General features: G+C 46.2%; 16 protein-coding genes and 1 pseudogene. 3 read left to right on the top strand and 14 right to left on the bottom strand.

Annotated features, from left to right (window positions below; translation table 11 throughout):
* Positions 1-70 precede the first annotated feature (70 nt).
* The 8 genes from LFX25_RS06965 to LFX25_RS06930 all read right to left on the bottom strand — a co-directional run bounded on the left by LFX25_RS06965 (position 71) and on the right by LFX25_RS06930 (position 6,992).
* A complete protein-coding gene (locus tag LFX25_RS06965) occupies positions 71-1,990 on the bottom strand; it encodes a hypothetical protein (RefSeq protein ID WP_238729574.1) in 1,920 nt (639 codons plus the stop codon).
* On the bottom strand, positions 1,980-2,444 hold the full coding sequence (locus LFX25_RS06960) for a chemotaxis protein CheW (protein ID WP_238729573.1): 465 nt from the start codon (positions 2,442-2,444) through the stop codon (positions 1,980-1,982). The genes LFX25_RS06965 and LFX25_RS06960 overlap by 11 nt, the downstream gene beginning before the upstream one ends.
* A gap of 8 nt (positions 2,445-2,452) precedes the next feature.
* Complete coding sequence (locus LFX25_RS06955) at positions 2,453-3,190, bottom strand: hypothetical protein (RefSeq protein ID WP_238729572.1); 738 nt, start codon at positions 3,188-3,190, stop codon at positions 2,453-2,455.
* Positions 3,191-3,419: 229 nt separating this feature from the next.
* Positions 3,420-4,481 (bottom strand): mannose-1-phosphate guanylyltransferase, encoded by a 1,062-nt coding sequence (locus tag LFX25_RS06950; protein ID WP_238729571.1) that lies wholly within the window; start codon positions 4,479-4,481, stop codon positions 3,420-3,422.
* The gene (locus tag LFX25_RS06945; protein ID WP_238729570.1) at positions 4,478-5,359 is read right to left on the bottom strand and encodes a hypothetical protein; all 882 of its coding nucleotides are present in this window, start codon (positions 5,357-5,359) and stop codon (positions 4,478-4,480) included. Before LFX25_RS06945 ends, LFX25_RS06950 begins: the two co-directional genes overlap by 4 nt.
* Positions 5,359-5,607, bottom strand: coding sequence for an RNA chaperone Hfq (gene hfq / locus LFX25_RS06940; RefSeq protein WP_118957412.1), 249 nt, complete (start codon positions 5,605-5,607; stop codon positions 5,359-5,361). Before hfq ends, LFX25_RS06945 begins: the two co-directional genes overlap by 1 nt.
* A 15-nt stretch (positions 5,608-5,622) precedes the next feature.
* Positions 5,623-6,516 carry a tRNA (adenosine(37)-N6)-dimethylallyltransferase MiaA gene (miaA, locus tag LFX25_RS06935; RefSeq protein WP_238729569.1) on the bottom strand — a complete coding sequence of 298 codons (894 nt, stop codon included), beginning with the start codon at positions 6,514-6,516 and terminating at the stop codon, positions 5,623-5,625.
* Positions 6,517-6,524: 8 nt separating this feature from the next.
* A complete protein-coding gene (locus tag LFX25_RS06930) occupies positions 6,525-6,992 on the bottom strand; it encodes a TIGR02300 family protein (RefSeq protein WP_238729568.1) in 468 nt (155 codons plus the stop codon).
* A 201-nt stretch (positions 6,993-7,193) separates the two neighbouring features.
* Between LFX25_RS06930 and LFX25_RS06925 the strand changes: the two genes are divergently transcribed.
* A complete protein-coding gene (locus tag LFX25_RS06925; protein WP_238729567.1) occupies positions 7,194-7,946 on the top strand; it encodes a pyridoxine 5'-phosphate synthase in 753 nt (250 codons plus the stop codon).
* Here the strand turns inward: LFX25_RS06925 and LFX25_RS06920 are convergent.
* Positions 7,918-8,949 carry a hypothetical protein gene (locus LFX25_RS06920; RefSeq protein ID WP_238729566.1) on the bottom strand — a complete coding sequence of 344 codons (1,032 nt, stop codon included), beginning with the start codon at positions 8,947-8,949 and terminating at the stop codon, positions 7,918-7,920. The genes LFX25_RS06925 and LFX25_RS06920 overlap by 29 nt on opposite strands.
* Here LFX25_RS06920 and LFX25_RS06915 point away from each other — a divergent pair.
* Both LFX25_RS06915 and nadB read left to right on the top strand, forming a co-directional pair.
* Positions 8,897-10,714, top strand: a complete 1,818-nt coding sequence (locus tag LFX25_RS06915) for a S41 family peptidase (protein ID WP_455032234.1) — start codon at positions 8,897-8,899, stop codon at positions 10,712-10,714. The genes LFX25_RS06920 and LFX25_RS06915 overlap by 53 nt on opposite strands.
* A 1-nt stretch (position 10,715) precedes the next feature.
* Entirely contained in the window at positions 10,716-12,314 is a 1,599-nt protein-coding gene (gene nadB, locus LFX25_RS06910) for an L-aspartate oxidase (RefSeq protein ID WP_238729565.1), read from the top strand.
* A 237-nt stretch (positions 12,315-12,551) separates the two neighbouring features.
* On the opposite strand, the gene omp85 (LFX25_RS06905) is transcribed toward nadB, so the two are convergent.
* From omp85 (LFX25_RS06905) to tnpC, 5 genes and pseudogenes are all read right to left on the bottom strand, one after another.
* Positions 12,552-14,039 carry an Omp85 family outer membrane protein gene (gene omp85 / locus LFX25_RS06905; protein ID WP_238731531.1) on the bottom strand — a complete coding sequence of 496 codons (1,488 nt, stop codon included), beginning with the start codon at positions 14,037-14,039 and terminating at the stop codon, positions 12,552-12,554.
* 282 nt (positions 14,040-14,321) lie between these two features.
* On the bottom strand, positions 14,322-15,005 hold the full coding sequence (gene lsa25 / locus LFX25_RS06900) for a surface adhesin Lsa25 (protein ID WP_238729564.1): 684 nt from the start codon (positions 15,003-15,005) through the stop codon (positions 14,322-14,324).
* Between the two features lie 7 nt (positions 15,006-15,012).
* A complete protein-coding gene (omp85, locus tag LFX25_RS06895) occupies positions 15,013-16,560 on the bottom strand; it encodes an Omp85 family outer membrane protein (RefSeq protein WP_238729563.1) in 1,548 nt (515 codons plus the stop codon).
* A gap of 203 nt (positions 16,561-16,763) precedes the next feature.
* A pseudogene (locus tag LFX25_RS06890) lies at positions 16,764-17,105 on the bottom strand (hypothetical protein); the annotation flags it as partial.
* A 382-nt stretch (positions 17,106-17,487) separates the two neighbouring features.
* The gene (gene tnpC / locus LFX25_RS06885) at positions 17,488-19,065 is read right to left on the bottom strand and encodes an IS66 family transposase (RefSeq protein ID WP_118966396.1); all 1,578 of its coding nucleotides are present in this window, start codon (positions 19,063-19,065) and stop codon (positions 17,488-17,490) included.
* Positions 19,066-19,100 lie beyond the last annotated feature (35 nt).

Raw genomic sequence — 19,100 nt, 5'->3', positions numbered from 1 at the left:
ATCGACTTTTTTACTTGCGAACGCTCTATAGTGTCACGAGCGACCTTTAGTAAATTAGAATATTCTTAGATTACAACGGTTCGCGTTTGATCCCGTCCTCCAGAATCTTATTGATTCGATCGATGTTTTTTAGGGAAAGGTTGACCTCGATCGGATTTCCGATCCTCACGATGTCCTCGTAGAGTTTTCTCGCCGAGAGAAAATCCTTTTCCTCTTCCAAAAGAATCGAAAGCTTTTTCATAGCCAAAGTCACGGGCGTAGAATTCAATTTGGTTCGAACGACTCCGAGACGGGCGGTCGAAGCTTGAAAATCCATGTTCTTGATCCGATATTCCGCCATCGTAGAATCGTCCGTTCTTTCCAAAAGATTCCGTTTGATCGCGAGCGTTTCCCTTTTCAGGATAGAATTTTGATTCTCCTCTTTTTGATGAATCTCGCGGAGTTTCTCATACGAACGGATCGCTTCGTTTAACAAAAATTTTTCTTCCTTGGGTTTGCGGCGATACGCTTGCAGTTTGGAGGAACCGAATTGAGCCAAAAATTCCTGACGACGAAGTTCGCAAACGTCGATGAAAGGAAGATCCGGGTTTTCAGGATTCGGATGATTTCCGAGCCAAATTCCGTAATACAACGCGGCGCGTTCGAGATCGCCTGTTCGATTCTCGAAAAAGGAACCGAGTTCGTATGTGAACGGAACTTTCTTTTTGGGATCGGTCTCGGCTTTATAGTAAAGTTCATAAAACGAAGAAGCCAAAACGTTCTGTTTGAGTTCCGTATAAAGGGAAGCGATCGAAAAATACGTTTCCGCTAGTTTGGATTCTTCCATTCGTTCGGCACGCGCAAGGTCGAGATACTTTTTGAAGAAGTCGATTGCCTTCGCTTTTTTACCGGAGGATTTTAATTCCTTCGCAAGATCGAGAACGGGTTCCTTCATCGTCGGATCGAGTTTTGTCGCGAGCTCCCAAAGAGCCGCCGTCGCGTAAAAGTCCGTGTTTCGTTTGTAATCGAAGAGAACGAAGATTCCGGTTCCCGCCACCGAAAGATTGTTCACGACTTTCAACCGTTCCTTGTTCTCATTCTCCGCTTGTTTGACTAAGTTCGCCAAATAATAAACGACATCGGCATCTTCTTTGGATTTCTTCTTTCGGAAGTTCTCGTACGAACCCGATTTGGAATCGTTGTATTCCTTTTCCTTAGCTTTGAGATCGTTTTCGTTTTGTGAGATTCTTTCCTTAAATGCGGGAAGTTCGTTCGGCGTCAAAGTCCGTTCGTTGGTCTGTCCGTTTTGCGACCGTTCGGTGATTTTCGTTTCTCTCCCCCGAATCAGATTCGCTTCGAACAGATGATAAAAATCCTTCGAGTCTTTAAGATCCTTTTTGGACTTCTCCCAATTCTCCTTGGATTTGCGATGAGAAAGCGCGGCTTGTTTTTCCGCAGGATCGTAAATTTCAACGAGTCTTCTTTCATCCAAAAATTCCTCTTCGGTATGAGAGAAGTCTCTGTATCGGATCGCCGCCAACGCGGATTCGATCGCCTTCGCGTTTTGTTTCCTCTTATCGTATTCTTTGGAAAGAAGAAGATGCAGTTCGAACAAAATCGGAGAATCCCGCATCATTCCGGAAGGAGTGAGTTTTGCGAACATCCCTAAGATCAAAAGACGGATCGTATTTCGGTTCGTCTTTTCGTCGAAAATTTTTCCGAGACGTTTCTCCTCTTCGATTCTTCGAGAATCGATGAATTGGGAATAATACCGATCGAGCAGCTTTTGAATTTCGGAAACCGCGTCCTTGGAAGGATCCTGAAGATTCTGTTTGAGAGCGGTTAAATCCTGTTCCGTTATTTTGACCGAAGGAGGATCGTATAAATTAGAGGAATCGTATCTTCGATCCTGCTCGTCCGCAGAAACAGAAAATGCCCCGACAAACGCGAGGCATATCAAAAGAAGAACCGTTGATTTTAGAATAGGAATGATTTTTTTTTCATCCGACATTGCTTCCCAATTCGGCCAAGTCTTCCGCTCCCAAAATCTTTTCCACGTCGATGATGATGATAAAACGATCGTCCTTCTTTCCGATTCCCGTGATGTATCTTCCTGAAATTCCTTTTACGGAGGGCGGAGGAGGATTGATGGAATCGGGAGGAAACAATACCACGTTAGCCACCTTATCCACGATGATTCCCACCGATTGACCACCGACCTTGACGACGATTGCTCGGTCGTATACGACCTCTCCTTCTCTCGGAACGGTGAGTTTCACGGCGAGATCCACCATCTTCACGACCTTTCCGCGAATGTCCATGATTCCCGCAAAGTATGTCTTCGCTTTGGGAATTCGGATTAAATTATTGATCTTGATAATCTCGTCTACGAGGGAAATGGGGATCGCGTATTCCTCGTCTCCCAAACTGAACAGAATGTATTGGTGGTCGATTTCGGATGACATGATTTACCTCAATAACGGGTATATCCGACGTAGTAAAAGTAAGATCCCAGACTCATAAAGAGCAGTACTTTTACGAAGAGCGGATTTCTTTTTCTCAGCATCCAGTCTAAACCGCCAAAAAGCAAACCGAAAACGGCAAGTGAAAATCCCAGCAGATAGAAATCGACATACGCGTAATAAATTCCGATCGCGGAACAAGCGCCTAAAGCGAGGTCTTGCAATTCGCTCCAAAATCTTCGTTTGACCCGAACGATCCAAGGTTCTTTGTATTCCCGATTTCTGGAAAAGATTCTTTGCCACCAAGAACGTTCCCGGTTGATTCCGAAAATATGATCGTAACGGCTGGATGTTTCCCAAGGTCTGGGCGACCTCTCCTCGACGTGACCGAGCGGTTGTTTGGAAATTCCGTACAATCCGCCGAGTGTGTTTAATAGATCGGCGTCCGGCAAACAGGAGAATACTTCCTGAAACGGAGCGAGCTTCGCGTAGATGGGAACCATTCTTCCGGAAGAAAGATCTTTTTCCTGAATGACTTCACCGTCTTTCACGGTAGCGATATAAATCTTTCCGTTCTCTCCCGCAACTTCGAGAGTCAAACGGACTTTTTTTTCATGGAAGTTGAGATCCGCCTGAAGGATATCGCCGGTCGGCGTAGTGGCGGAATATGATTTCGTGTAACCTCTCGCAGGAGGCGTTTCTTTTTTCCACCACCTGCGAAAAACGGAATAATCCTGAAATGAGCCCATACCGATTGTATCGGTCGAATCGGAAATGGGCTTAACAGTCCAATGATGTCTCTAGCTTGAATCCGGGACGAACGCCCGGAGAAAGGAAGGAGGATCTACGGATTACTTTTTCTTCTTATGTCTGTTCGCTCTTCTCTTTTTCTTTCTTTTATGAGTAGCGATCTTTCTGCGCTTTCTTTTCTTACCTGAAGGCATTCAGAACTCCTTAGATTTCCTTCCTGTCAGAAAACTATTCCGTGTACTTTTGTAAAGTTTTATTTTTACGGAGTTCCGCGACCAGATTTTTGATGTCGCCTACTCCCGTTTTCGTGCTGATAAACAGAACGTCTTCCTCTTCCACTACGATCAAATCGTTCACACCGAGGATCGCAGTGAATTCTTTCCGAGTCTGCGTGATGTTTCCGGACGACTTGTGAAAGAGAATCGTCTTTCCCATGTGCCTGTTTCCGTTTCCATCGCCCGCCATCACCCTTTCCAGAGAAGTCCAAGAACCCACGTCGTCCCAACCGAAACTCGCTTCCACCATTCTAATACGGGAACTTTTTTCCATGATCGCGATATCGACCGGATCGGAAGGAATGATTTTGAAAGCCGCGGGAAGTTCACCCGCTTTTTTAAACGGGAATCGCTCTTCGAGTGGTCCGAGAATTTTGGGAGAATACGCTTTAAATTCTTCTAATATTGTGGAAGTTTTCCAAAGAAAAATTCCTGGATTCCAGTAGAAGTTCTTCTTTTTGATGTATTTGAGAGCGGTTTTCGCATCCGGCTTTTCATAAAACGATTTAACCGCAAAACATCCGTCAGTCGATTTTCCCGTTTCGATGTAACCGTAACCTACCTCGGGACGATTCGGTTTGATTCCCAAAAGCACAAGATGATTCTCCGCTTGTTCGAGCGCTTTGGAAATCGTCTTTGTGAATTCCTTTACTGGATTGATCCAAGCGTCCGCGGACAACACGACTTGAATCGGATCTCCGTACTTTTCGCGGAAATACAGGGACGCAAGCGCGATGATAGGCGCGGTGTTTTTTCCTTCCGGTTCGATGATAAAGTTCTTTTCGGGGAAATTTTTTTCCTGAGCGAGAATCGATTTTTTCAGACTCGCGTTGGTTCCGATATAAATGCGGTCGATCGAAGTGATCGTAAGAGCGCGTTCCAAGGTTTCTCTCAGAAGCGTTTTATTGGAATATACTTTCTGAAGTTGTTTCGGTGTGGATACGCGGGAACGAGGCCAGAAACGTTCGCCCTTTCCGCCCGCCATAATCAATACTACCGGTTTGTCCTGTTTCATTCTACCTCTTTGGGTCTTTTTACGTTTCCGTTCTTTTTCTTTTTCGACGATGGGATCTCTCCCAAGATCATTTCCGACGGAAGAAGAATCACTTCCACGTGGTCGGATAAACTTTCATACAAGATGAATTCTTTCATGTCCGGATTTTTGTGCACGAAGTCTTTGGTTCTTTCCAAACGTTTCAGAAGCGCGGACGTTTTCGCGTCGTCTTCGATCTTGAGCGCCTCCGCTTTTCCGAGCGCGCTTACGAGTTCCAGTTTTTTCTGAAGAATCAAATTCTGATTTCTGTAAACTCCCGTAATGAGAGCCGGCTCCGGCACCTGCAAATCCAAAATTCTCGGACTGGCCGTTTTGAGCGCGGCTTCGTCCGCAAGCAGATCCGCGGCAAACGAGGTTCTCAGATAATTGTCCAGATTGGTTTTGAGCGTGTTCGGATTGACCAGAAATTCCTCGGTTTTTTTGCGAAGAATCGAATATACGATTTTTTGAATGTACGAACGTATCTTTTCCTCTTGGATTCCGGCGGCTTCCAGAAACTGGGGAGTTTTGCCCGGATCCAGGGAATAACGGATCTCGAGTTTGAATCGGACCTTTCCTTCCGAGGAACTTTCCGGAAACATCCCGGAGGACAAATCCACGTCGCTGGTCACGCTCGCAGTTCGGGCATGTACCGGAAAACGGAGAACTTGATATTGCCAGGGAAGAAGTTTCTTCCATTCGAATACGTAGCCCGGTCCGGAAGTATATTCCAGAATTTCTTCAGAGCCGTCCACGACGAGAAGAGACTCTCCCTCTTTGAGCGGAAAAATACAAAAGATAAGAAGAGTCGCTGCGGATCCGAATATGAGGATCCAGAATAACTTAGACCAAAATCGCATTATCCTTGCGCTGCGTCTTTGGTTTCCTCGGTGTAAAGTTTGATGATCTTAGAAGGAATGATCGTAGAGATCGCGTGTTTGTACACGAGACTCTGTTTGTTTTCCTGCTCGAGTACGATCGTAAAATTATCGAAACTTACCACCTTGCCTTTCAAGGGAACCCCGTTCAAAAGATAAATCGTAAGATCCAATTTATCCTTACGGGCAGTGTTTAAGAGTTGGTCCTGTATATTGTTTTTAGCAGACATCTTTTTTTGTTTCCGTTACTTTATGTGTTTGATACGTTCCAGCGCTTCGGACCTGCCCATCGGTTGAACGTAGGTTTCCTTACGAAACCAAGTGACCTGTCTTTTGGCGTAATTCCTGTGAGATTGACTTAAATCCGCGAGGAATGTCTCTAGATTGGAGTTTCCTTTTTTATTTTCAAGTGCAAAATTATAGCCTAAGGACTTGAGACCGGGACAGGTTTCGCCGTATCTTTCTCGGATTGTCCAAGCCTCTTCGGCCATCCCCGCTTCGATCATCTGTTTGGCTCTTTGATTGATCCGTTCGTAAAGTTCTTTCCGATCCAAATCCAGAAACACACCCAAGGCGACCTCCAGATCGAACTTATGAATCGCGGAAGTCGAAGGGTCGATTTGTAAAGATGACCAACGCTCACCCATCAGATTGACTTCCAAGGCTCGGCCCAATCGATAATCGTCTCCCGGAAAGATTTTAATCAGAGAATCAGGATCCAATTTTTCCAAAAGAATCCGCTTTTCCTCCAAGCTCATGGAAAGAACTTTTTCCCGAACCTCTTCATCGATATCGGGGACAGGAAACATTCCGAACAAAAACGCTTTGAGATAAAATCCCGTGCCCGCGGTAAAGACCGGAATCTTCCCCGCATCCAAAACGGCGCGAAGCGCTTCTTCCGCCAAACGATTGTAAAGACCGGCATCCACGGTTTCCGCCGGGGAAAGAACTTCCACGAGATGATGGCGGATCTTGGCTTGTTGTTGGGCCGTCGGGGCCGCGGTTCCGATCGGCATTTCTTTGTAGATTTGTCTGGAATCGAAGGAAAGAATTTCGAACCGTGTCGGATCGAGTTCGATGATGAGCGAGGTTTTACCCGCTCCGGTCGGAGCGGTAAGAATGAGAATCGGCTTGGCCAAGGAAGAGATTACTCTTCCGTTTCTTCCGCATCGTCGTCTTCATCCAAAGCCTCTTCCAGAGGTTCTTCGGTGAATTCCATTTCTTCGTCGTCGATCAGATTGTCTTCTTCGATTACTTCCTCTTCCTCGACGACTCTCGGACGAACCGTGCGAGTGCGGGTAACGGGACGTTTGTTCTGATCTGCTCCGCATTTCGGACAAATCTTTTCTTCTTTATTGAGATCGTAAAATTTCGTGGAGCAAGTATGACAGGTCCATTTTTTTCCGAGTGGATTGAGGGCCACTCCTTTGGAAGAAGAAGTCTTTTTCGTTCCTGCGGCTTTGGAAGCCGGACTCGAAAGAGCCTTTTTGATGATTTCTACTTTCTTTTTTGCCGAGGCGTTCGCCTTCTTAGGCGCAGCTTTTTTAGCCGTCGCCTTTTTCTTAGCCGCGGCCGAGGCAGTTTTTTTGGATGCAGTTTTTTTACCAGTTGCCATCGGAATTGACCATGCTCTGCGAGAGTTATCCGCCTTCAAGCAGAAATAATATTTAATGTTCGTCTTGAAACTCGGGCGCAAACCCTAACCGATATTCGGAAAAATTGCAAGGAAAGAATCCTTGATTTTCCTATTTTTTTTCGATTCCCGGAAAAACTCCCGTTCTTCTTTTTAGATTAAGAACCGTTCGGGAGAAACTCTTTGAAAACTAAATTGAGCGTAAACATCAATAAAATCGCTACCCTCAGAAATTCAAGAGGAGGAAACATTCCGAATCTCTTGTATTTCGCGGAACTCGTCTTAAACGCGGGCGCTCAAGGAATCACGGTTCATCCGAGAGAAGACGAACGTCATATCCGCAAGGACGACGTATTCGCTTTGAAAGAATTCATCGATTCCTATAACCTAAAAAACAAAACGAAAATCGAATACAATATCGAAGGAGAACCCTCCTCCCGTTATTTGGATTTAGTGTTACAGACAAGACCCGATCAAGCGACCTTGGTTCCGGTGACTCCCGGGGAAATCACATCCGATCACGGATTCGATTTCGGAAAGGATCTGGAGATAGTTCAAGAATATTCTAAAATTCTAAAGAAAGAAGGAATCCGGACGTCGCTTTTCGTAGAAACCGATTTGGAAAACCTGAAACTCGCTCACCTTTCCGGAGCCGATCGAGTGGAATTTTATACGGGACCGTTTGCCGAAGAATTCGATCGTTCCCCTGGGGACGGAAAAAAATCCTTCGAAAGCCGTTACGTCCCCGCCGCCGAAGAAATTCTCCGTCAAAAGATGGAAATCAACGCCGGTCACGATTTGGATCATCGGAATCTCGTTCTCTTTTCGAAACTTCCGGGTCTTTTGGAGGTTTCGATCGGTCATCGATTGATTTCAAGAGCGCTTGAAATCGGAATCGATCGGAGCGTTAAGGATTATCTTCAAGCTCTTTCGTGAGATGACGAAATCCTTCGAAGTTCGGATCTCCTTGGATCAGATAATAAGCCGCTTTTTTCAGATGAATCGCGAGATTCTTTGCCCGTTGGTTTTTTCCGGAGACGACCTCCAGACTTTCTTTGAACTTCTTTAGTTGTTCTGCGGCAAGAGTTTTGTTTTTGGATCGGACCGATTGACGGAATTCCTTCCAATATTTGGTTGCATCTTGATTCGGAACCTGCATCTTTTCCAAGGTTTGTTTGCGCACCGCGCCGCTCACGTCCCAGACTTCCTTATACGGATGAGAATTCTCCAGAAATTTATAATATTCTTTCGTATAATTGACTTCGTTCGGTTTGACTCCCACGAGAGCCTCCGCTTCTCCCACGCATTCGGAGAAGATTCCTTTTTTTAAGGATTCTCTTCCGATTTCCTTCAACGCTGCGAGAACGATCAGATCCGCGAGGGTTTCGTTCTTTTTTCCCTCCTTGCAATTCTTGATCGCTCGAAAATATCTTTTTTCCACTTCGTCGGCCGCTAGGACTTCTCCCTGTTCCAACTCCAAATAATAAGCGACTTGGAAAACCTGATCCCGATAGAGCGTGTCGGTCGGATCGGCCTTTCTTGCTCGAAGCGCATAGTCCAACGCTTCGGGATAATTTTTGGACGAACTCAAGAGAACGGAAAGATTGTAACAAGACAAGGCTCGTTCGGGATGAAGAGAACGACAACTGGAGCGAAGAAGTTTGATCGCGGATTCTTTTTCTTCCGGAGTTCCGTAAAATTCCAAGATCGCCTGCTCTTGAATCATTTCGAGCGCGAATCTTCCCGAGCCGGGCATGGAAACCGTTGAACACGAGAATCCGAAAATCAACAGGACGAAGACGAAACTTCCGCCCCAAAGGGATTGACACTTTGAGATTTGAATAGAGAATGAACCGAAAATTTCCTGAAATCCGAGGGACACGAGTTTGAAAAAAGGATCTGCCGCTCTTTCGTTGTTACTTTCCACTCTTTTGACCATTTTTATCCTGTACTGCGAGCCTACATCCGGCAAGTCCCCGGTCAAGGCGGACTTTACCCTCAAGGATTTCGATAACGTGGTGAGTACCGTTTCCCGGTATTACATCGACAAAAACATCGATAAAAACCGCGCGTATCGGGAAGCCGCCATCTACGCTCTCTTGGCCCTTCCTCATTCCATCTATCTCTATCCCGAAAGTTATTTCAAGGAAAGAGAGAAATACGAAGAGAAAGACGAAATTTTTCCGGGCAAAACATTCAAAATTTCGACGGATGATTCCTTCGTTCTTTTCGATCCGGACTACGCAGAAGTCGAAAAGATCCGCGACCGCAAACTGAAAGAGGATGCGAACAAGGCGAAAGTCAGCGACGACGAAGTCAAAAAAATCGTAGAGCGCGAAAAGATCCGCAAAAACGTTCTTTCCTCCAAGTGGGAACAAACCGGTTTTAGTAAAAAAGATTTTGATAGAATTCTCGCGTTCATCGAAACCAATCTCGACAAATACAAGGATTCTCCGTTGAAGGACCCGTTCGGTGAATCGGAAGAAAAAACGAAAGAACCGTTTACGATGAACGACGTGATGCTCGCTGCGGCAAACGGTTATCTTTCCTCTCTCGATCCTCATAGCAACGTATTCCTGCGATCCGCGTGGGAAGAATCGATGGCGAAAATCCAAGACGGAAGTTTCGAAGGAATCGGAGCGATCCTATCCGGCGGAGGAAACAGAGAAGTCGTCGTGGAAAATCCTCTCGAAGGAAGACCCGCGGTCAACGCAGGAATCCGTTCGGGCGACGTGATCCTCGCAGTCGACGGAAAATCGATCAAAGGAATTCTTTTGGATAAGGTCGTAGAAAAGATCAAAGGAAAAAAAGGTTCCAAGGTCGCGCTTACGATTCAAAGAAAGGGAGTTCCGGGAACTCTGCACATCGAAGTCGTACGAGATACGATCGAAATCAAAAACCTGAGCAGTAAACTCATCGAAGGTCACGAACATATCGGTTACATCAAACTCACCGGTTTCGTAAAATCGGAAGACGGTCCTTCCGTAGACCGGGAACTCGTGGATAAGTACAAAGAACTCGAAAAAGAAGCGCAGGCCAAGGGAACCAAACTCAAGGCGGTGATCTTGGATCTTCGAAGCAACGCGGGCGGTTATCTGGATCTTGCGATCGACATCGCGGATATGTTCATCGAAAAGGGTTTGATCGTTTCCACAAAAAGCCCGAACCGTAGTCCCGAAGACGCTTATGCGAAGAATAAGGACATCACCAATTTACCGTTAGCCGTTCTGATCAACGCGAAGTCCGCTTCCGCTTCCGAGATCGTAGCGAGCGCGATCAAACACCACGGCAGAGGTTTGATTCTCGGCGAAAGAACCTTCGGAAAAGCGACGGTTCAAAAACTGATGCCTCTCGGAAACGACTACCTGATCAAACTCACACAGGCGCGTTATTATTCTCCGTCCGGAAACACGATTCAGGTAGTGGGCGTAAAACCGGACATCGATATTTCCTCCGAAGAAGACGGAAGTTTTCCGTTCCGATTCCGCGAGGAAAACATGTGGAATCACCTTTCCGAACTTCCCGCGGAAGCGGAGGAAAAAAGTTCCTTTGACGTGAAAAAACTCGAGGCTTGGGTTCAAAAGAACGGAAAATCCGCCGAGTTCATCGCGGCGCATAAGAACGATCCGATCAAACCGGACTATCAACTGATTCGTTCCTTGGATTATATCGAAGCACTGATCAACACGCAAAAAAAGAAATAACATGCCCCGCATCAAAACGGACTTTTTAGTCTTAGGGAGCGGAATCACGGGCCTCTTTGCGGCCTTGAAACTCGCTCCCTACGGCTCCGTTCTCATCGTCACAAAAAAATCGGACTACGAATCCAACACGAACTACGCGCAGGGCGGAATCGCTTCCGTCTTTGCGGAAGGCGATAAACTTTCAGACCACATAAAAGACACTCTCGAAGCCGGAGCTTGGCTCTGCGATCCGGCGGCCGTTCAAATCCTCGTGGAAGAAGGCCCTCCTTTAGTCAAAGAACTCCTGAACTACGGCGTTCCGTTCAACCTGGAACCTTCGGGAAAGTTCGATTTGTCCCGGGAAGGAGGACACGGAAAAAACCGGATCGTCCACGCACACGACAGAACCGGAAGGGAAATCGAAAAGACCCTTCTTGGAGTCGTCAAACAAAATCGGAATATTCAAATATTAGAATATCATACTTTGGTGGACCTGATCACTCCCCACCATCTGAAACAGAAAGGACTCGTGTGCTACGGGGCTTATGTTCTTTCCAATCATTCCGGAGAAGTGTTCCCGATTCTCGCGAAAGAAACGATCCTTGCGACCGGCGGAGCCGGTCAGGTTTATTCCCATACGACCAATCCTAAGATCGCGACGGGAGACGGAGTAGCCTCCGCATACAGAGCCGGAGCCCTCATCAAAAATATGGAATTCTATCAGTTCCACCCGACCGCCCTCTATCACGAGGACGGAGATTCCTTTTTGATCTCCGAAGCGGTCCGAGGCAAGGGTGCGATCCTCATGAACAAAGACGGGGAACCGTTTATGAAACGGTATCATACGATGGCCGATCTGGCGCCGCGCGACGTGGTGGCAAGGGCCATCGACTCGGAGATGAAAAAACGAGGAGAAGCGCACGTCTATCTCGACATCACACATCTTCCTTCCGATCAAATCAAAGATTCCTTTCCGTCCATCTATGAGAAATGCAAGGAACTCGGAATCGACATCACGACCGATCGAATCCCCGTCGTTCCAGTCGCGCACTTTCTTTGCGGAGGAGTCGCCTCGGATTTGGACGGAAGAACGACGATCCCCAATCTTTCCACGGCCGGAGAAACGGCTTGCACCGGAGTTCACGGAGGAAACCGTCTCGCGTCCAACAGCCTTTTGGAATGTTTGGTGTTTTCGAATCGGATCGCGAAACGGATCTCAAAGGAAAAACCGGAGTTCACAAAGGCTCACGATGAAATTCCTTCTTGGAACAAGGAAGGAATGGTCAATACCGAAGAATGGGTTTTGATCTCTCATGATTTAAGCGAGATCAAAAGCACGATGAGCAACTATGTCGGAATCGTCCGTTCCAATCTTCGATTGGAAAGAGCGAAACGGAGAATGGATCTGATCTACGACGAAGTCAAGGATTACTACAACCGAACGATCATCACGAATCCGTTGATCGAACTTAGAAACCTCGTGATCGTGGCCGAGCTCATCATCCGTTCGGCATTATCCAGAAAGGAAAGTAGAGGACTTCACTTTTCCACGGATTATCCCGAAAACAGAAATCCTTCCAGAATCGATACGGAAATGAGAAACGACAAGATTTCGCTCTGAGGGAGAATTCTTTCGTGAAAGCGCAATTTGTGGGAACTCCTGCGCGGCTCGAGGTTTAGAGAAGAATTTTAAAATCCGAAGAACTTGTGGGAACTCATACATGATTCCGAAATCAAAAGGAGATCGTAGTTACTCGGTGTGGGAACTCCAGCTTTCAAATCAACGACGAAGTTTGGACCGACAAATCAAATGCGAATCAAACCGCGCAACAGTCTAAAACGATCAAATATTCGAATCTTAGAATACGTGACTGAAGTTTACGAAAAGCTGTTTATCTTCCCTTGAAACCGCGTAGTCGATCATGATGATCGTCGCTTGGTTCCAGGCGATCCTCAAACCCAATCCTTGGGAGTATTTGTAGTCCAGTAAACCGGCCTTGTGTTCGTCGTTCCAAACGCGGCCGAAATCCCAAAAAGGAACAAGGTTCAACGCGAAGTATTCCCCGCCGACGGAAAAATCGTAGAACTTCCAGCGCACTTCCACGGTTCCGAAGCCCATGGCGCGTCCTACGAAACGATCCTGTTTGTAACCGCGGAGAGTTCTTAAACCGCCGAGACCGGACACGGTGCTTTCGGTTCCCCAAAGATTTCTATATTCAAAAAACGGAACGTCTCCGTCCGAAATGCCGAAACCGAAACGAGATGCGAGGACGAGTTTCTCGAAGGTTTTCGGAAACGGGCTATAAAAGAATTTCGCGTGTCCGAAATATTTCTGAAAATCAAAATTGGAGCCGATCGTTTTCGTCGCCTTTTCGTACGTCGCTTCCAGGAAAACACCCGAGTTCGGATCGGGTTCAAAATCGCGCGTATCGTAAACCAAACCTACCTTAGCGGTATTCACAAAGCCGCCGTGATAACCGAGGATCTTTCCGGATTCCGCGTCTTCGGTCAATCTCGTCTTTGCGTTGGGAACTTCTCCCGAATTACTGAGAGGAGTCCCGTCAAAAATCGGATCGATGGATTTTACGAACTTACCGTCGTTCGCCTGCACGATGTTATTCGAAAGACGAAATCCTGCCACGAGGCGAACCGTTCCGTGAAAGAAGGAGCGCTCCGTGCTGAAATTCAACTGGGGAGTCTGGATCGTATACCGGTTGTACATACGATCGGTCACGTTGAACGCGGGACCCGCAGGAATACCGGAATACGTCCTTCCGCCGAGTTCGACTGGATCGCCGGGACCTCCCGGTCTTTGATACATAAACGTGGATTCCTGAGAACCGTATTGCGCGTTCGTGACCTGCGGAGCGCCAGGTTGATTCCGTTCCTGATAGGTAAGCGGCTTTAACGTGGATTCCCCCACTCCGAAATACAAGGTGGTCGGAGTGATCGTGAGAAGCGCGTCCGCGCGCAATCTCCACTGCGTGTTCGCGACATACGGCATGTCCAAACTGAGCTGATGATACTGTGCGTTCTTAGTCGTATTAAAATATTGCGCGAAAAAACGAAGACGATACGGAGTATATTCGAAAAATGGATCGGACTTTTTTCCGTTGTTGTACGCGTAAGCCCGAACCCCGTAACCGATCCCTTCATTCGGATCGGAATTGATCAAAGGAAGTCCCGTCGGATACCAGCCTTCCTTTTTGTTATCCAGATCTTTTTTACACATCTGTTTAACTCGGTCGATTTTAAACGGAAGATCCTTTCTTTCTTCCGGCTTATCGCAGCCCGAAAAATTCTCCTGAGCGGAAACTTCAAAGAAGGAAATCAAAGCGCATCCCATACAAAGCAAGAACGGGAAGGTCTTGGAAAGAAATCGGTTGCGAAAGAAACCCTCCTCTTTGGAAAGAATCTTGGAAAGATAAGAATTCGTCTTTGTGTTCTTCTTCGAATGTTTCATAAGTTTTGCACGGAAAGATTGTGAATTTCTAACCGACCCGTCGACGCTGTCAAACCGAATATGATAAAATGCTCACATTTCAATAGAAACAAAAAACTCGCCCTTTGCGCTTTGTCAAAAGGCGAGTCGGTCGTCGTTGTTAAACGACATGAGGAAATTCTTTCCTTAAGGAAGATTTCTCACACAACGAACGAAGTATCTGCTCGTTTTCGCAAACGCGGTATCGTCTCCGAAATGAGTAGCTCCGAAGTTGACCGCACGCGCAGTATCTACGGCTCCTTCCTTTGCCCACGAACTCCAGTAATAATCTTCCACGGTGTTCGGAAACTTCAAGAGAAGCGCGTTCAAACTTCCCGATGCGGTGAGAGCCTTTAACTCCGGATAGGTGGGAAGTCTCCAATCCGAACGGCCCGCCGTACGATCCGCATTGCAGGAAGTGTAAGCTTCGCTGGTTCCGGTAAATCCGGGGGTTTGTCCGACGAGAACAGGAGGCAACGTGATCGTATTGCAATCGTTCAGATTCAAGGAACAATACTGAAACAAAGCCGCGCCGTATCTTCCGATCACGGTCGAAGTGTTGTTGATTCCTTCGCAGTCATACGATCCGTTCTGCCCTACGCGGAGAACTTGTCCTTGCGTACAGATCTTCCACATAAGTCCGGTCGTATTGTTCGTGATCGTTCCGGACGCAGGGTCGGCGGTATATGGACTGAAAAAAACCATTCCCGCAAGAAGAACTTTCGCGTCCTCGTTGATAAAGCCCAGAGTCGTATCGTCCGGTTTTTCCTCGCAATTCGCAAAGAAAGAAAGCGCAATACTGAGTATTAGAATATTCTTATATTTTTTCATGATTTCCTCAGAAAATGTGGTTAAAGTTCATAAATATCTGTTTGTCTTCCTTGGAAACCGCGTAATCCAACATCAGGATCGTACTTTGATTCCAAGCGATTCGAAATCCCATACCACGGGAATATTTATAATCTTTGAGTCCCACGTTGTGTTCGTCGTCCCAAACCCGACCGAAATCCATAAACGGAACCAGGTTCAACGCAAAGTGTTGTCCCGCAACGGTGAAATCGAAGAACTTCCAACGAAGTTCGATGTTTCCCCATCCCATCGCTCTACCGGCAAAACGATCCTGTTTGTAACCGCGCAAGGTTCGGAGGCCTCCGAGACCGGTGATTCCACCCTCGGTCGACCAAAGGTTTCTGTATTCGAAAAAGGGCGCATCCCCGTCCGTCATCCCGAAAGCTCCGCGACCCGCAAGTACGAGTTTATCAAACGTTTTCGGAAACGGGCTGTAGAATACCTTCATCTGAGTGAAATATTTCGAATATTGAAAATCGGAACCCAAGGACTTTGCGACCTTCTCGTACGTCGCTTCCAAGAAAACCCCACGGTTCGGATCCGGTTCCAAATCCCGCGTATCCAATACCATACCGAAACGGACCGAGTTCACATTTCCACCGTTGGCGCCGATGATTCTTCCCGCTTCCGCGTCTTCGGTCACTTTGGTTTTTCCCGCCGGTGCCATACCGGAATTACTGAAAGGAGATCCTTCCGTCAAAGGATCCGTACTTTTTACGAACTGACCGTCAAACGTCTTAACAATGTTTTGCGAAACGCGAAGTCCCGCAACCATACGAACGAGGCCTCCGAAGAAGATATGCTCTCCGCTGATGTTTGCCTGCGGAGAACGAATGTCGTATCGATTGTACATCCGATCCGTTACGCGAAACGCGTCATTGGTAGGAAGTCCCGAATAATTGGCTCCCTGAAACTCGACAGGATCTCCCGGACCGCCCGGTCTTGTGAAATAAATATTCTTTTCCCGATCGTGATAGGTAGCGTTCCGTACGACTTCTCCGCCGGGTTGGTTTCTTTCCTGATATGAAAGTGTTTCGAGAGACTTTTCGCCGATCCCGTAATACAACGTGTTCGGATTCGTATCATAGATCAAATCCCCGCGCAATCTCCACTTCGAATCGAAGATATATGGAGCGTCGAAGCTGATATCTTGATACTGTCTGTTTTTTGTGGTGTTAAAATACTGCGCGAACATCCGAAAGCGATAAGGAGTATATTCAAAAAACGGATCGGACTTTTTTCCGTTGTTGATCAAGAAGACACGGACCCCGTAACCCACACCCACGTTCGGGTCGGAGTTCAAAAGAGGAAGCCCCGTCGGGAACCAACCTTCCTTCTTTTTACAGATGTCTTCGGGTCTCAAACGTCTCATTTCCGAGATTTCAAATGGCAGATCCGTTCTTGGCTTTCGATTGCTATAATCGACAAACGCGAGCTTGGAACAATCCTCTTTGTCTTGCGCATACACCGACCCAGCCGTTAAGGTCAGAGCGAACAGACAGGTTGCAATACTTACGAGTTTCAGAAATTTCTTCATGGATTTCCTATTTCTATATTTCAGAACAAAACGGAAACGGTTCGGCGGCATACTGTCAATAGGATTTTTCCAAGAATTGGGAAATACGTTAGGAAAACTAGGGTCGAATTCCGGTTATTCATAACAATTGATATAATACCTTGGAAAAGAGGAAACATCGATTATGACGGGCGGATGAAATCGAATTGGCTTGAATGAATTTGCTGCGTAGTGATGGTATTCGACTGACAGTCGATTTTTGTTACGTTGTTCTTTGCGTCATACGTCAGTTCCGCATTTGCGATCACGCTTCCATCCGGCTTTGTGGACAATATGCTTACCGGTAATTTTTCCACCGGTTCAAATCCAATTTCCATCGTTACGCCGTTCCCGCTTACACGCCGCACGGATGGAACTCCGTTCGCGTTTAAATACGGTCCTTGATAGCTCACGACCGTATGTCCAACGCTCGTCCCATCTGCAGAATCCATCGTGATATTCGACAACGTTCCGTTCGTCGAGTAGTTGTTGTGAAGTTTCGTTCCATCAGGTAACGTTTCCGTGATTACGGGCGTTGCCGCTACGCGGCCCGGGCTCTCCGCTTCGGTCAAGTTATTGTGTTTATTAGTTCTCATCGCTTCTCAGAAATCCAATAACTTGACCACGCATCGATCCCTAACGCGGGAAACTGACCCTGTTCTTCTTAACTAAGCTTACCACCCAGGCTTATGGATTACTCGACGGCTTGACTGATAAAAGATCATGCAACCCTCTTCATTTTTTAATCGAATTACACAATCATCTCGACATTCCGCATGGAGGGGGTCTATTGCTTTTGAATATTCTGGATATCGACTATCGCATTTTGCCAAACAGCGACCCAAACGAATGTTGCAATTTTTAATTTTTTCTTTATTTGCATTATCAGTATAATTCATTTGTAACCGCCTAACGAACCACAAGCCCACCGTTTTTTGGCAGATCCTCGCAAGAAAGACTTCTCGGTATCGTTTCCCAAGACTTAAAAAGATCTCGTAAATAAGCGTAAGGATCGATACCTGAGATCTTTGCATTTTGAATTAACGAATAGAATCCCGCGCTCGCAGTTGCCCCTTGTGGACAACCGGAGAAGAGCCAGTTTTTTCTACCGATCACAAAAGGACGAATGTCGTTCTCAACGAGATTCGTATCTAATTGCAATTCCGGATGATCCAAAAAGAGAAGCAGTTTTTCCCACTGGCCAGAAAGATAAGAGAGCGCTTTTCCCATAGAAGATTTGGGAGCAACTTCGACGATCCGTTTGTTCATCCAAGAACGAATCTCATCAACGATAGGCTTAGATTCGGATTGCCTGAGTTTCAGATGTTCTTCAGAACTTAAACTTTCTACCTTAGCTTTTGACTCGATTGTATAAAGCTTACCGATTTTCTTTACGATCCATTCTGCTTGCACATTCTTAGAATCGATTTTTAGAATTTCGAAAAATCTCCTCCTCGCATGATTCCAACATCCCGCGTGAAGAATCTTAGATTTAACTTTCAACAAAGAATCGTAAGATTCAAAACCGTCCGTTTGGATGATTCCTTCAAATCCCTGGATCCATTCTTCTAAAAACTTAGCGCTCCGACTCGGCTCATAATGATAGAGAACAACGGGCTTTTCTCTGATGAACCCTCGGATCACCCACATATACGATTTGGATGTATTCAACTTTCCTTCTTCGTTTAACACTTGAAGAATCGTCTCATCGATCTGCAAATACTTCGATTTGAAAAGTTCCCTTCTCACATCCTCGATCATCGGAGAAAGTTTTTCAAAAACTTGAATTGCGGTATTGGAAAGGGTGCTCCTTGAAATATCCACTCCCGATCTCTGGAGAATCCCGGCTTGTCTGTAAAACGGAAGAGCATCCGCAAACTTTTGAGTAAGCGTGTGAGCTAAGAATCCGGAAGAAAGCATACTCTTCTCAGCGATCTGATGGGGAACCGGCGCGATTCTTACGACAGGTAGAGTTTCATCAGAAGTTCCTTCACAATGCTTACACGCATACTTAGGGCGAATATGAACTTCGACTTGTATTTTAGCCGGGATAATATCTAACTTCTCGGACTTGTCTTCTCCGATACGAGTAAGCTCGTGACCACAAGAACAGGTTTTATCAATTTCAGGAATATCATGTAGGATTTCGATTCTTGGAAAGTAGTCCGGGAAAGGTTTTCTTCCCGTCTTCTTTCTTGTATGGCTTTTAACAGGACTAAAAAGACTTTCTTCTTCGGGTTCAGGAGAATCTTCTTGCAAGGAGCTTTCTATTTCGTTAAAAAGAAATCCTTGATCTTTTTCGATCTGACTCCATTTCTCAGTCTTTCTCCCGAAAAGCTGGATCTTCAATCTCTCGATCTGATCCAAATGTTCGGATTCTTTCTGTTTTTGGAGTCGTAATTCTTCCTGATATTTATTATTCTCTAATATAATGATTCTTTTTAGTTCTTCTACATCATCAGGAAGAGAGTTTAGATCCAAAGACATTCGGATTCAGTCTTAATACTTTCTTTTCTTGAGTC

It is taken from the genome of Leptospira sanjuanensis (genome assembly GCF_022267325.1).
GTDB classification, from domain to species: domain Bacteria; phylum Spirochaetota; class Leptospiria; order Leptospirales; family Leptospiraceae; genus Leptospira; species Leptospira sanjuanensis.
The sequence above is the reverse complement of the archived record's forward strand: the minus strand, read 5'-3'. Positions and strand labels throughout refer to the sequence as shown.